Genomic DNA, 11,809 nt, shown 5'->3' with positions numbered 1-11,809 from the left:
ACCATTGCGGGAAGGTGTTGGTGGAATAGCGCTGGTGGAAGATCGCGACGCGGCTCTCGAAGCGCTGGTCGATGAGGTCGGGATAGAAGACCGACAGGCTTTCGGCCAGGAACAGGCCCTTGTAGACGATCGAGCGGCACGACAGCGAGCAGATGTAGAAGCCCTGGATCTGCGCCGCGATCACCCGCTTTTCGATTCGGCGGCGGACGAGATAGAGGTTTTTCTCGAACTCGGTCGCGTCGACGTCGTCGGGCATCGGTCCGGCGATCATGATCTGCTCGATCTCGGGCCGCGTCAGTTGCGCCTTGGCGCCGATGACACCGACGTCGACCGGCACCTGCCGCCAGCCATAGATGGTATAGCCCGCCTCGATGATCGCGCTCTCGACGATCGTCCGGCACATTTCCTGCGCGCCGAGATCGGTACGCGGCAGGAAGATCATGCCCACCGCGAGCCGGTTGGGCTTGGCACGATGCCCGGAGGCGGCGATCGCATCGTCGAAGAAGCGGACCGGCAGGTCGAGATGCAGCCCCGCGCCGTCGCCGGTCTTGCCGTCGGCATCGACCGCGCCGCGGTGCCACACCGCCTTGAGCGCATCGATCGCGGACTGCACGACGCGCCGGCTCGGTTTGCCGTCGGTCGCGGCGACGAGGCCGACGCCGCAAGCATCCGATTCCAGGTCCGGGCGGTACATGCCCTCGGCGGCGAGGCGATCGCGCTGGTCGATCATGGCTTCTTGCTCTCGAGCGCGGTGACCTGCTGCACGAAACCGGCCACATCTTCCTGCACATGGCCCATCGACTGCGTCATCATCTGCCGCTGCCACGCGGCGATGTCAGGATCGCTCATAATCGTAAACGACGCCTGCATATACGCGCGACCGCTTGGCGTTTCGAAGAACGCACGGATGTCGCGGAGCTGTTGCAGATCGAAACGGCGGGCATAGGCGTTCGCCATCGCCGGAAACATTCCGGGAAGCGCCCGATGCATCAGCTCGGTAGTCCGCGTTTCCTGTTGCGCCATGAACTGGTCGAAGAGGGTCTTCACGCGCGGGTCGGTGCCCAGCGTAGCGGCGAACTGCGGATTGTTGGTGAAGCCCTGACGGATGTTGGCGAGCATCGGCTTCATCATGCCGACGATCATCTGCTCGCGCGTGGCGGGTGGGATCAGCACATCGATCAGCTCGCGCGCGGCGGCAAGCCGGGCGGGATCGACCGCGCCAGCGACTGCCGAAGCGGAAACCTGGGCCTGGGCTCCGCCATAGCTTGCCGCCACGAGTACCAAGGCTGCCCCGATCCTGATCCTCATGCCGCCTTCCTTTCGTCCGCCGCCCTGGCCTTCAGCCATGCGTGCATACTCGCCGCCACGTCCCGCCCGTCGCGGATCGCCCAGACCACCAGACTCGCGCCGCGGACGATGTCGCCGGCGGCGAAGACGCCGTCGAGCGAGGTCATCAGCGTCCTGGCATCCGCCAGTACGGTGCCCCAGCGGGTGACGCCCAGCTCCGGCGCCTCCCACAGGGTCGGCAGATCCTCGGCATCGAAGCCGAGCGCCTTGATGACGAGTTCGGCCGGCACCTCCGCCTCGCCGCCCGGGTCATGCTCGGGCGCGCGGCGGCCCGTCGCATCGGGCGCGCCGAGCCGCATCCGGCGGAGCTGGACGCCTGCCGCCTTGTCGCCGCCGGTCACCGCGGTCGGCGCGGACAGCCACACGAAGTCGACGCCCTCCTCCTCGGCATGGCCGACCTCGCGCTGCGAGCCGGGCATGTTGGCGCGGTCGCGGCGGTACAGACACTTCACGCTCGCCGCGCCCTGGCGCACGGCGGTGCGGACACAATCCATCGCGGTGTCGCCGCCTCCGATGACGACGACATGCTTGGCCTCGGCCGACAGCGAGCCGTCGTCGAACGCCGGCACGTCGTCGCCGAAGCCCTTGCGGTTGGAGGCAGTCAGGAAGTCGAGCGCCTCCACCACGCCGTCGGCATCGCTGCCGGTTACATCGATCGCACGGGCGCGATAAACGCCGGTCGCGATCAATATGGCGTCATGACGTTGGCGCAGCTCGTCGAGCGAGGCATTGCGCCCGACCTCGAAGCCGTAGTGAAAGACGATGCCTCCCGCCGCGAGCCGATCGACGCGGCGCATGACGACCGGTTTTTCCAGCTTGAACCCGGGGATGCCATAGGTCAGCAGTCCGCCCGCGCGGTCGTGGCGGTCGTAGACATGGACGTCATAGCCGTTGACCCGCAGATACTCGGCGGCCGTCAGCCCCGCCGGCCCGGCCCCGATCACGCCGACCGACTGGCCCCGCGCGCGGCCGGGGACGAGCGGCTCGACCCAGCCCTGCTCCCATGCCGTGTCGGTGATGAACTTCTCGACCGAGCCGATCGTCACCGCGCCGTGGCCCGAGAACTCGATGACGCAATTGCCCTCGCACAGCCGGTCCTGCGGGCAGATGCGACCGCAGATTTCGGGCATCGTCGAGGTCGCGTTGGACAGCTCATATGCATCGCGCAGCCGGCCCTCGGCGGTCAGCCGCAGCCAGTCGGGGATGTGATTGTGGAGCGGGCAATGGACTGCGCAATACGGGACCCCGCATTGCGAGCAGCGCCCCGCCTGATCCTCGGCAGCGGGAATTGCATAGCGTGCGGCGATCTCGTCGAAATCCGCCACGCGGTCGCCGGCGGCGCGCTTGTCCGGATAAGCCTGATCGCGGCCGACGAACTGCAGCATGTGATCGGCAGCCATGGTCGATACCCGTTAGTGAAGGACCATGACCTGATTAACAGACGTATAGGCAACCTACTAGGCAGTGACGCTTACCTAAAAGAGAATCATCGCTGCTAATAAGGTGGTCACTCGCGAAATATCTACCTTTTTGTAGCCGCGTCGGACCTATGCGGCACGAAGGGCTATCAGCGCAACGGCACCGGTGACGATTCTATACCAAGCAAACGGCCCGAAACCATGACGCCCCACCAGCGTCACGAATCCCCGTACAACCACCAGCGCGACGACGAACGCCACCAACGTCCCGACGCCAATCGCGTCCCAGCCGACGCCCGTTCCCGCCAGCGCGTGGCGCTTGCTCCAGATTTCCATCACGCTCGCGCCGAGCAGCGTCGGCACCGCGAGGAAGAAGGAGAACTCTGCCGCCGTCCGCCGCTCGACCCCCAGCGCCACGCCGCCCAGGATCGTCGCGCCCGAGCGGCTCACCCCCGGCACCATCGCCAGGCATTGCACCAGCCCGATGCCAACGACGGCGGGCAGCGGCACGTCGGCGACGCCGCGTGACTGACCCGGCCTGGCGAACCGTTCGACCGCGAGGATGGCCACGCCGCCGACGATCAGCGCCACCGCCACCACCTCCGCATTGCCGAGCAGCGCCTCGACCTGCTTGTGAACCAGCAGGCCAACGATGGCGGCGGGGATGAAGGCGAGCAGGATGTTGCGCGTGAATCGCACCGCCCCGTCCTGCCAGCGGAACAGCCCCGTCAGCACCGTCAGGAAGGTGCGCCAGTAGAGCACCAGGATCGCGACGATCGCCCCCAATTGGATGACGACGTTGAACAGTGCCCAGCGCTCCGCGTCATAGCCGAGCAGGCGCGTCGCGAGGATGAGGTGCCCGGTCGACGACACCGGCAGGAACTCCGTCACCCCCTCCACCACGCCGAGGATGACGGCGGTCAGCAGATCGCTCATCGCGGCGACGCCAGCTCGGCGGGGCGGCGGTTGAACCGCCCCTGCCGGCGATAACGGACCAGCCAGGCGGGCGCGACGCTGCCGAGCGGGGTCGGCGCGACGCCGAACGCCGCCAGCCCCGGCGCGCCGCCGCCGGCGACGTTGTCGTGCTGGAGCATCAGCCATTGATCCCAACTGATCGGCGCGCCGGGCAGGAAGCCGGCCCGCGCGATCGCCGCGCCGACCATGTCGGGCAGCTCGACGAACGTCGCCCTGCGGTGCAGCGTCGCGCCCAGCCAGTGGAACAGCTCCGCCATGCTGAGCGTGTCGGGGCCGGCCAGCTCCGCCGTCATGCCGCCGAACCGGCCCGGCTCGGTGGCCGCGAGACGGATGGCGTCGGCGACGTCGGCGACGAACACCGGCTGGAAGCGCACGCCCGGCCGCAGCACCGGCACGACCGGCGCGCGCGCGATGAGCTGCGCGAAGCGATTGAGGAACTGGTCCTCCTGTCCGAACACCGTCGACGGGCGGAGGATGGTCGCGTTCGGAAACGCCGCCCGCACCGCCTGCTCGCCCTCGCCCTTCGTCCGCGCATAGGCAGCCGGCGAGCCGGCGTCGGCTCCGAGCGCGGAGACATGCACCAAGGCCTCGACACCCGCCTTGGCCGCCGCCGCGGCGATCGTCCGCGCGCCCTCGACATGGACGCGCGCCATGCCCGACCCGAACACCCCGACCAGATTGACGACGCCGTCCGCCCCCTCGATCGCGCGCGCGATGGTGTCGGGGCGCAGCAGGTCGGCCGCGACGAACTGGCTCTGCCCGAGCCCGCCCAGCGGCTTCAGCCGATAGGCCCGGCGCGGGTCGCGCTCGGCGAACCGCACCTGTGCCCCGGCCCGCAGCAAGGCCTGCGCGGCGTAGCGGCCGATAAAGCCCGACCCCCCGAACAGCGTGACCAACCGATCCTTCATCGAACCCATCCTTCGCCCCGGCATACGGCGACACCCGCCGGACGGCCGGCTCCTGCCCGCCGCCACGCCGGTTGACAAGGCTCGCCGCCCCGCCCTAGAGGCGCGCCCCTACCGTGAGCTTGAAGCTCTGGGCCCAGATGGCGGAATTGGTAGACGCACCAGCTTCAGGTGCTGGCGGTCGCAAGGCCGTGGAGGTTCGAGTCCTCTTCTGGGCACCACCTCCGGTCAAAGATGGGCACCGCAGCGCAGGCTGCGGGATCGCCCTTTTGAGCGGCATTTTCCAGCGCGGCTTTCGATCCTGCGATGACAATCTCGTTGTCGTTGACCATTACGCTGGACACCAGCAATCGAATATAGGCACGACGCATGGCCCTGTTTTCGGCAACGATCCGTGCGCAGAGTGCTTCCCCCAACCTCTGGATCGCCTCGTCGGTGATTTGGCGCGAGGCGCTGCCGAGTTGTCCGGTCAGGCTACGCTCGGTCTCGCACAGGGCGGCGATCGATGCATTGGCCTCAGCGAGCTTCGCGGCAAAGATCGGATCGCGCACGCTCATCATTCCCTCTTCGACGATCTCGAGCAGTCGGCGGAGCCGCGTATCCGCTCCGATCCGTTCACGGCGGACCCGGTCGAGGTCCTGCGCGCGGCGCTGTCTGGCGTCGTCGGAGCGGTCGAGAACATCCGCAAGAAGCTCGCGCAGGCGGTCGGGCGCGAGCACGCGGTGGAGGAGACCGTCCAGCATGATGCCGTCGAGCGCATCCTCCCGAATCGACTTGCTTCCACACGCATCCGCGCCGGCCGTCGCTTTCCGATTGTACACGTAACATCGGTATTGCCCACCCTTACCGCTTCGGATGACCATGCCGGCGTTGCATTCTGGATGCCCGCAGGTCGCAAGGCCTCCGAGTAGGACCGGGGAGTTGATAATACGCGGCGCCGTCACGCGCGGTGCCGCCTTCGAGCGGATCGCGGCGACCCGGGCCATCACGTCAGGCTCGATGATCTTCGGACATTCGACAACGATCTCATCGACGATACTGGGCGTCACGCATTGATCGTCACGAGTGTGGTCGCGGTAGGAGCCGGCGTAATGCTCGCGCGTCAGGATGCCGTCGACGTTGCTGTGGTAGAACCGTCTCCCGCGCATGGTGTAGCCATGGTCGTTGAGATGTTTCGCGATGGCTCGGGTGCCCATCGGCTGTCCCGTCAACCCGGAGCAGGCCAGCTGAACGGTCAGGCGAACCGTCTCCGCTTCATCCTCGCGCACGAACAGCCTCTTTCGCTCCTTGCGGCCATCGACGCTCACGACGCGGGATTCGTAGCCGAACGGCACCGGGCCGCTGTTCCAATATCCGACTTCGCGTTGCCGCGGCGATCCCGACAGGTGAACGTCGAGGCATCGTTGGCGTATTTCTCGTTCATCACCGCGATGAACCCGCGCATCATCCGGCTGTTAGAGTCATCGCCCATCCCCTCGATCACGGAGATCAGCTTCACACCGGCCTCGGTGAGCTTGTGCTCCGCGGTGACCTGGGTGAGCAGGCGCCGGGTGAACCGGCTTAACATGTAAACGACGACGAAGTGGACCGAACGTGCGGGGGACGTCGCCATGGCGATCATACGGTCGAACTGTCGGCGCTGCAGCTTTCGGCCCGACACGTTCAGTTCTTCGAACACCTCGGCGACCGCGATGCCCTCGCGTTCGCACAGTGATTGGCAGGTGGCCTCCTGCGCCGCGCTGGAGGCGTTGTTGCCGCCCTCATCGTCGTTGCTGACCCGCAGATAGATGAAGGCGCGTCGCTCATCCGTCATGATTTATCCCCTGCGATGCAAAGCTACGGATCGAATATGTTGGCTAGCGCATCTCCGAGATGCTGAAGGATGAGATCGCTTTCGCCGGGCAGGACCGGAAGCGTCTCCGAGATGTTGGTGTGGATCGAGCGTGGTTGGAGGGGACGCTCCATGACGCCACGCACGACCGCCGTGCGCGCGGAAATCTCGTCGCTGGCGGCCAAGCGGTCCATGGCCCGAGCCTGCCACCCCGGCCCACTCCTGAGCTTGGGACATTCTAAAAAAAATATTGGGTGAGGGAGTGGAATGCGATCCGGTTGGGATCGGAAAAAAGGAACTACAGCATGTTGCTCATCATCAGTATCTTGGCTTGGCCAATACTGGCTCACGCTGCTCGTCTGAGCACTGCAGCGATCGCGATCGGCTATGGCGTGGTGCTCGCCGTTCAGATCCGGCGCACAGACAAACCATTCTCGCCTTCGCTTCGGCGGGCGATTATTCGCTGGCCGACTTCGATCGCAAGCCAACGCGCGGTCAGCGCCGCGCGATGCGGACAAGCCTGAAGCTCGCGCTTCGTCAAACCGAGCTCACGAGCCTGTTTCCCGGCATTCACCGGGGTGCGGGCGATGGCTGGAGAAACGTCTTAAACCATCTACCTCGCAGCTTCGGCCTGTCCAAGTCGAAGATCACGATGTTCGAGCAATGCTCCAAGCGCCTGTCGCTATCGGTCCATCGCCGCGATATAGCCGAGCAGGATGAAGGTGCCGAGGCGCGCTTCGCCACCGGGCATGAGGTCGGAGCAATCGCGTGCGCATTGTTGCCGGACGGCGTGATGGTCGTGGCCGAGCCGGATCTGGGCGCTGCGATCGCCACCACGCGGTCGCTGCTCGATAACGGTCATGACCGCGCCCGGCGCCCATTGCGAGGCGCCGTTCCCGTGCGAGTTCGCCGGTTATTGCCACGCGGCGCTGCCGGCCGGGCCGGAGTGGCCGGTGACGGTGCTGCCGCACGGCGGAGGCAAACGCTGGGCCGAGCAGGGTATCGGCGATCTGCTTGCCGTCGATCCCGCGGCGCTGACCAACGTTGTCCACGCACGAGTCCACCGCGCCACGGTGTCGGACGAGGTGTATCACGATGTCGAGGGTGCCCGTGCGGCGATGGTCGGCTGGGCATTTCCGCGAACCTGGCTCGATTTCGAGACGATCGGCTTCGCCGTCCCGCGCTGGATCAGCACGCGCCCCTATCAGCAGGTACCGTTCCAGTTCTCCGCCCATGTCGAGACGGCGGACGGCGCCATCGTCCACCGCGAGTTCCTGAGCCTCGACGGGAGCGATCCCCGCCGTGCCTGCGCCGAGGCGCTGGTCGCGATGGTGCCGGCGACGGGCGCGGTGATCGGCTACAACGCCGGCTTCGAGAAGGCGCGCATCCTCGAACTGGCCGCCGCCTTTCCGGACCTCGCCGACGCGCTGACGGCGATGGCGGCGCGCGTCGTCGATCTGCTGCCGGTCACCCGCGCCAACTGGTATCACCGCGACCAGCGCGGCAGCTGGTCGATCAAGGCCGTGCTGCCGACGATCGCCGCCGAGATGGATTACGCCGCGCTCGAGGTGAAGGACGGCGGCAGCGCGCAGGAAGCCTATGCCGAGGCGATCGCTGCGGATTGCACGGCCCAACGCCGGCTGGCGCTGAACGCCGCGCTGCGCGCCTATTGCGGCCGCGACACCGAGGCGATGATTGCATTAGCGCGACGATTGATCTCAGCCTGAGTTTGCGGGTCGGCATGGACGGATACAATCTGGAGGTAACTAATGAAGCCGACTGCGATTCAGATCGATTGGCCGATCTCGCATGACTACGAAGATTTTAACATCCGTGAGCAACTCGAAGCTGGCGGCGACGAGGGGCCTCTGCTGGTGTTGTCCGCCGAGGGACGCCGGCGGCCAGGTCGCGAACAATTCGTCGCAGTCTTCCGCAATGTAGACTGGTATATTGCCAGCCTCGAGCACGACGGCAATGTACCGCGCGAGCGATGGGTTGGGCTGGTGCGAGGATCGGACCGAGAGAATGGCGATGCCGCAATTGTCGCGTTGCAGCGTCTGGCACATCGGCTTTTGTCGAAAGTCGCTCAACGTCCGAAGCCAATTGGGTCGCGCGACAGGGATCAGGTTTCCATAGCATATGGTGCGCTTACAGACGCCGTTGATTGGGATGGCGATTTGGCCATTGAAAATCGAGGCGAAGGATTTGCTAACGTATCGCGGATGTATCCGGCCTGGAACCCGCGATGCGGGTTTGATTGACCGGAAAGCTGAACATTGGTTCGGGTACCCGCGAGTTTTCCGGCGCGCGCGCTTGCCGATCTGGCAGCTGACCAGTTAGATCAGCACGTCAGTGGGACCGGGCTGCCGCTGTATATTTCGAACAGCTCGCGGAAGAAGCGGTCGCAGCTAAGCAGACGCGGATTACGCTTCACCGACGCCCGCAAGGTGACGTGGCGTTCACGAGACTGGCCGCGCCCGACACGCACGAATTCATCGTACCACACCTCGCCGATGACGCACACATTGTCCGCCTGGCGGGCAACTTCTATCTGGGAATAGCACCATAGCTGCGCTCAAACGTTCGGCCACAGGTTGGTCGGCACGAACATCTTAGTGTGCTTGATCTCGACGATCAGCACCTTCCAAAGCGACTGGTTCTGATACGTCAGGTCCGGCGACACCCGCAGGGGGCATGCCGCCGACCCGCAGGTAATCAACGGTCAGATAGTCCACCGGCTGGCCGTCCGGTTGCTTGATCCCGTTATGGATCAGCGCCCAGTTCGACACGGCTTTGCGCAGATAGGCGTTGTCGACGCCAAAGTAGATGGCGCGCCTGCGATCAAGCGCTGCCTGTTCGACTTCCTTGCCGCGCTCACGGTCATCATCCTTGCCGATCGCGCTGCTGGAGAGCGAGTAAATCCACGACGAGAACCCGATGCGGTGGGTTGTGGATCGACTGGAGGCTGTCGACGCGCCTCGGCAAGGAAGTCGGCAGGCACAATATTAAACGCTTCGGCCTCGCGTTGCCTTCGACGACGAAAGCCGGTCTCGTCGTCATAGTCTGGATCGTCGAGGTATGTGACGATCGGATCCTTCACCTCCAGCGATCTGAACAGAGAGAGCATCCGGCGTTCGTTGGCGTGGTTGATCCACTGTGGATGCGCCATCGGCTGCGCGACCATGACGTGTATTCCGGCACGAAGCTGACGCGCTGCCCGGACGAACCCGTCGGGGTCTCGTCGTGCACCCCCTCTTCCTGATCGTCTGGCTGCTCCTCGTCCATCGGCCGTGACGATATCGCTGATCAGTGCTCGTGTGAACGGCGCGCGGCTGGCGCGGGAATAGGGATTGACCCGCCCCTCGGTTACAGACGGCGTAGGGAAATTGTCCAGTAATCTGAGTGCCCGGGAAAGGTTCAGATCTCTGCAAGTCCCCCCTCGAGCCGCGCAAGCCGTTCCTCGATGGCTGCCCTCACGCTCTCATGGATCTCGGTCGCGAAATCTTCGGGCATCTTGGCAAGTGCCCGCTCGGAAGCTGATACCGCATTGTCGAGCACGTCGCGAATTGCCGCGAAGATCATGGCGCGACCCATCCCTCCTTCGAGGCCGGTCTCGACGAAATGGCGCCCGGAGATGTCGAGTATCTTATATTTCCGGCTCTTTCCGGCCGACATCGCCAGTCTGAAGCTCCTGTGGGGGATCTGTCTCCTGTCGAAGGCGGGCTGTGCGGTAAGCACGTCGTAGAAGGGCGTCAGGGCATATCGACCGCCCGGGCGGAGAAAGATGCTGAAGTTTTTTCCGTGTCCGTCGGTCGCGCCGATGAGCCAGAACAGAATGATGGCCCTGAAGAACGCCGCCTGATCGTCGATGGGTTCGTCAGCCTGCTGCAGCAGCTTCAGGATGCCCGCTGCGCTGGGACCGCCCTCGCTCTGGTACTTGCGGGCAGGCGGAACGCCGAGGGCCTGACAACAGTCTTCCTGAGGCAGGCGCAGCAGCTCTGCGCCGCCCCGCCACAGGCGATCGAAACGCTCGACCACGAGGACCCGGCGCTTCCCAAACGTGTCGATGCGGGTCTGTGCGACCTTGAGGCCGAACTCCTCGAGGAGCGTCAGGCAGTAGTGCTCGTTGTCGACGCTCGCATCCATGTCGATCGGCCCAACCGCGGTCGGTATCAGTCCGAGCTGTGGTTTCAGGATGTGGGTGGTTGGGGTGGTGCCTCTGGGTCGCAGCCACCTGCCTCGATGGTGGAGCAGTGCCGTCTTCTCCTGCGCTCCGGCAACCGAGATGCGGAATTCTTGTTCGACATCCATGCCGAGAGGCGCCCGTGCGAGGTTGGCCAGGATCTTTTCGATTTCCTCGATCAAAATCCGCTCTCCCTGAACGTCGCTCAGCGGGCTCGGCTGTTCGCCTTCATGGAGAAACTGCATGGCGCCCACGCAGTCCCGACCGATTTCCTCCAGAAGGCTGTATGCGTCAGTTCCATCTGCACCGGTCCGCTCGGCAACTCGTCTGCGGATATCGGGATTGTCGGGGAGCAGGTTGTCGAAGACAGCGGCCACGGGTGCGCCGGCATATTGCGTGGGTCGCAGCGGCAGAGACAGCGAGACAGCGAAGGCATTCTGCCATTCGAGCCAACGGCTGTCGTAGCCGAACCGGATAGCACCGTCGTTCTCCTTGGCCAAATGGCCGACAAGCCGGTTGTTGATGAAAATGTCGAGTGGGGCGTGTGCTCTCCTGCGTGGCATCAGAAGATGTCCTCGATGCCTTGCGTGTTGCGGGCGTTTCGTTCCTCGACGATTAGATCGAGGTCGAGCACCGCAAACAGCGATTGGATCGACGAAAGCTTCGTGCCCTCGTGGCCCGTCTCGATCCTCGAGATGAGTTCCTGACGCAGGCCAGAGAGGGCGGAAAGATCGTGCTGCGTCCATCCCCGCTCCTTGCGGGCGTTGCTGATGGCTGTTCCCAGTTGCAGTGGGGATCTGATGATCTGAAACATTCGGTGCATCCACTGAGGCATATGCCATAAATCGCATAAGAAGACAATATGCGCTTTTCCACATAAGACTATTTATGTCAAAAAACGCATAAATTGTCTTTATGTCATTAAGCGCATAAGATGGCGGTATGCTATTTTTCGCATCCGAACGCATTGCCCCTCGCAAGCTAACGCTGGCCTGACGGGAGGGGAGTGATTAGCACGCCGCCATGCCGCGCTCGTCTTTCCTCGCCTTCCTCAAGCCTCGCATTATCAAGGCCCATGAGGCCGTAATGCCAGAGCGACCGACGTTCTCACGGCTCTTACGGATCGCCTAAACAATATCGACGTCAACCA

Annotated in this window: 14 protein-coding genes, 1 tRNA gene and 2 pseudogenes; 6 read left to right on the top strand and 11 right to left on the bottom strand. The window is 64.6% G+C overall.

The annotated features are described in order from the left end of the window. The 5 genes and pseudogenes from ACFE7K_RS10540 to ACFE7K_RS10520 all read right to left on the bottom strand — a co-directional run. A pseudogene (locus ACFE7K_RS10540) lies at positions 1-730 on the bottom strand (glutamate synthase large subunit); the annotation flags it as partial. Next, complete coding sequence (locus ACFE7K_RS10535; protein ID WP_375398147.1) at positions 727-1,308, bottom strand: DUF2059 domain-containing protein; 582 nt, start codon at positions 1,306-1,308, stop codon at positions 727-729. The gene ACFE7K_RS10535 and the pseudogene ACFE7K_RS10540, both read right to left, overlap by 4 nt. After that, the gene (locus tag ACFE7K_RS10530; RefSeq protein ID WP_375398146.1) at positions 1,305-2,747 is read right to left on the bottom strand and encodes an NAD(P)-dependent oxidoreductase; all 1,443 of its coding nucleotides are present in this window, start codon (positions 2,745-2,747) and stop codon (positions 1,305-1,307) included. The genes ACFE7K_RS10535 and ACFE7K_RS10530 overlap by 4 nt, the downstream gene beginning before the upstream one ends. 147 nt (positions 2,748-2,894) lie before the next feature. Next, positions 2,895-3,701: an undecaprenyl-diphosphate phosphatase gene (locus ACFE7K_RS10525; RefSeq protein WP_375398145.1), complete on the bottom strand. Its 807-nt coding sequence runs from the start codon at positions 3,699-3,701 to the stop codon at positions 2,895-2,897. Next, the gene (locus ACFE7K_RS10520) at positions 3,698-4,648 is read right to left on the bottom strand and encodes a complex I NDUFA9 subunit family protein (RefSeq protein WP_375398144.1); all 951 of its coding nucleotides are present in this window, start codon (positions 4,646-4,648) and stop codon (positions 3,698-3,700) included. The genes ACFE7K_RS10525 and ACFE7K_RS10520 overlap by 4 nt, the downstream gene beginning before the upstream one ends. Positions 4,649-4,779: 131 nt before the next feature. On the opposite strand from ACFE7K_RS10520, the gene ACFE7K_RS10515 reads away from it, so the two are divergent. After that, a tRNA-Leu gene (locus ACFE7K_RS10515) sits at positions 4,780-4,866 on the top strand. 48 nt (positions 4,867-4,914) lie between these two features. Then, complete coding sequence (locus ACFE7K_RS10510; protein WP_375398143.1) at positions 4,915-5,556, top strand: hypothetical protein; 642 nt, start codon at positions 4,915-4,917, stop codon at positions 5,554-5,556. Here ACFE7K_RS10510 and ACFE7K_RS10505 read toward each other — a convergent pair. From ACFE7K_RS10505 to ACFE7K_RS10495, 3 genes and pseudogenes are all read right to left on the bottom strand, one after another. After that, a pseudogene (locus ACFE7K_RS10505) lies at positions 5,437-5,913 on the bottom strand (recombinase family protein); the annotation flags it as partial. The gene ACFE7K_RS10510 and the pseudogene ACFE7K_RS10505 sit on opposite strands and share 120 nt — an antisense overlap. Positions 5,914-5,948: 35 nt before the next feature. Then, positions 5,949-6,458 (bottom strand): recombinase family protein, encoded by a 510-nt coding sequence (locus ACFE7K_RS10500; RefSeq protein WP_375398142.1) that lies wholly within the window; start codon positions 6,456-6,458, stop codon positions 5,949-5,951. A 23-nt stretch (positions 6,459-6,481) separates the two neighbouring features. After that, positions 6,482-6,670 carry a hypothetical protein gene (locus tag ACFE7K_RS10495; protein ID WP_375398141.1) on the bottom strand — a complete coding sequence of 63 codons (189 nt, stop codon included), beginning with the start codon at positions 6,668-6,670 and terminating at the stop codon, positions 6,482-6,484. Between the two features lie 111 nt (positions 6,671-6,781). On the opposite strand from ACFE7K_RS10495, the gene ACFE7K_RS10490 reads away from it, so the two are divergent. Beyond that, the gene (locus ACFE7K_RS10490) at positions 6,782-7,000 is read left to right on the top strand and encodes a hypothetical protein (RefSeq protein WP_375398140.1); all 219 of its coding nucleotides are present in this window, start codon (positions 6,782-6,784) and stop codon (positions 6,998-7,000) included. A 158-nt stretch (positions 7,001-7,158) separates the two neighbouring features. Here ACFE7K_RS10490 and ACFE7K_RS10485 read toward each other — a convergent pair whose 3' ends face one another. Next, the gene (locus ACFE7K_RS10485; RefSeq protein ID WP_375398139.1) at positions 7,159-7,338 is read right to left on the bottom strand and encodes a hypothetical protein; all 180 of its coding nucleotides are present in this window, start codon (positions 7,336-7,338) and stop codon (positions 7,159-7,161) included. Here ACFE7K_RS10485 and ACFE7K_RS10480 point away from each other — a divergent pair. From ACFE7K_RS10480 to ACFE7K_RS10470, 3 genes are all read left to right on the top strand, one after another. Then, entirely contained in the window at positions 7,337-8,203 is an 867-nt protein-coding gene (locus ACFE7K_RS10480) for a DUF2779 domain-containing protein (RefSeq protein ID WP_375398138.1), read from the top strand. The two genes, ACFE7K_RS10485 and ACFE7K_RS10480, sit on opposite strands and share 2 nt — an antisense overlap. 42 nt (positions 8,204-8,245) lie before the next feature. Beyond that, positions 8,246-8,737: a hypothetical protein gene (locus ACFE7K_RS10475; protein WP_375398137.1), complete on the top strand. Its 492-nt coding sequence runs from the start codon at positions 8,246-8,248 to the stop codon at positions 8,735-8,737. Positions 8,738-9,423: 686 nt separating this feature from the next. Continuing rightward, the gene (locus ACFE7K_RS10470) at positions 9,424-9,738 is read left to right on the top strand and encodes a hypothetical protein (protein ID WP_375398136.1); all 315 of its coding nucleotides are present in this window, start codon (positions 9,424-9,426) and stop codon (positions 9,736-9,738) included. A 155-nt stretch (positions 9,739-9,893) separates the two neighbouring features. Here the strand turns inward: ACFE7K_RS10470 and ACFE7K_RS10465 are convergent, their stop codons facing one another. Together ACFE7K_RS10465 and ACFE7K_RS10460 are read right to left on the bottom strand one after the other, a co-directional pair. Beyond that, complete coding sequence (locus ACFE7K_RS10465) at positions 9,894-11,222, bottom strand: type II toxin-antitoxin system HipA family toxin (protein WP_375398135.1); 1,329 nt, start codon at positions 11,220-11,222, stop codon at positions 9,894-9,896. Beyond that, complete coding sequence (locus ACFE7K_RS10460; protein ID WP_375398134.1) at positions 11,222-11,473, bottom strand: helix-turn-helix domain-containing protein; 252 nt, start codon at positions 11,471-11,473, stop codon at positions 11,222-11,224. Before ACFE7K_RS10460 ends, ACFE7K_RS10465 begins: the two co-directional genes overlap by 1 nt. Positions 11,474-11,809 lie beyond the last annotated feature (336 nt).

The organism is uncultured Sphingomonas sp. (assembly GCF_964244265.1).
In the GTDB taxonomy this organism is placed as follows: domain Bacteria; phylum Pseudomonadota; class Alphaproteobacteria; order Sphingomonadales; family Sphingomonadaceae; genus Sphingomonas.
The sequence above is the reverse complement of the archived record's forward strand: the minus strand, read 5'-3'. Positions and strand labels throughout refer to the sequence as shown.

Coding starts and splice junctions, on each gene's coding strand:
- ACFE7K_RS10535 (WP_375398147.1), bottom strand. CDS start 1,308: ATGAGGATCAGGATCGGGGCAGCCTTGGTACTCGTGGCGGCAAGCTAT.
- ACFE7K_RS10530 (WP_375398146.1), bottom strand. CDS start 2,747: ATGGCTGCCGATCACATGCTGCAGTTCGTCGGCCGCGATCAGGCTTAT.
- ACFE7K_RS10525 (WP_375398145.1), bottom strand. CDS start 3,701: ATGAGCGATCTGCTGACCGCCGTCATCCTCGGCGTGGTGGAGGGGGTG.
- ACFE7K_RS10520 (WP_375398144.1), bottom strand. CDS start 4,648: ATGAAGGATCGGTTGGTCACGCTGTTCGGGGGGTCGGGCTTTATCGGC.
- ACFE7K_RS10500 (WP_375398142.1), bottom strand. CDS start 6,458: ATGACGGATGAGCGACGCGCCTTCATCTATCTGCGGGTCAGCAACGAC.
- ACFE7K_RS10495 (WP_375398141.1), bottom strand. CDS start 6,670: ATGGACCGCTTGGCCGCCAGCGACGAGATTTCCGCGCGCACGGCGGTC.
- ACFE7K_RS10490 (WP_375398140.1), top strand. CDS start 6,782: ATGTTGCTCATCATCAGTATCTTGGCTTGGCCAATACTGGCTCACGCT.
- ACFE7K_RS10480 (WP_375398138.1), top strand. CDS start 7,337: ATGACCGCGCCCGGCGCCCATTGCGAGGCGCCGTTCCCGTGCGAGTTC.
- ACFE7K_RS10485 (WP_375398139.1), bottom strand. CDS start 7,338: ATGACCGTTATCGAGCAGCGACCGCGTGGTGGCGATCGCAGCGCCCAG.
- ACFE7K_RS10475 (WP_375398137.1), top strand. CDS start 8,246: ATGAAGCCGACTGCGATTCAGATCGATTGGCCGATCTCGCATGACTAC.
- ACFE7K_RS10465 (WP_375398135.1), bottom strand. CDS start 11,222: ATGCCACGCAGGAGAGCACACGCCCCACTCGACATTTTCATCAACAAC.
- ACFE7K_RS10460 (WP_375398134.1), bottom strand. CDS start 11,473: ATGTTTCAGATCATCAGATCCCCACTGCAACTGGGAACAGCCATCAGC.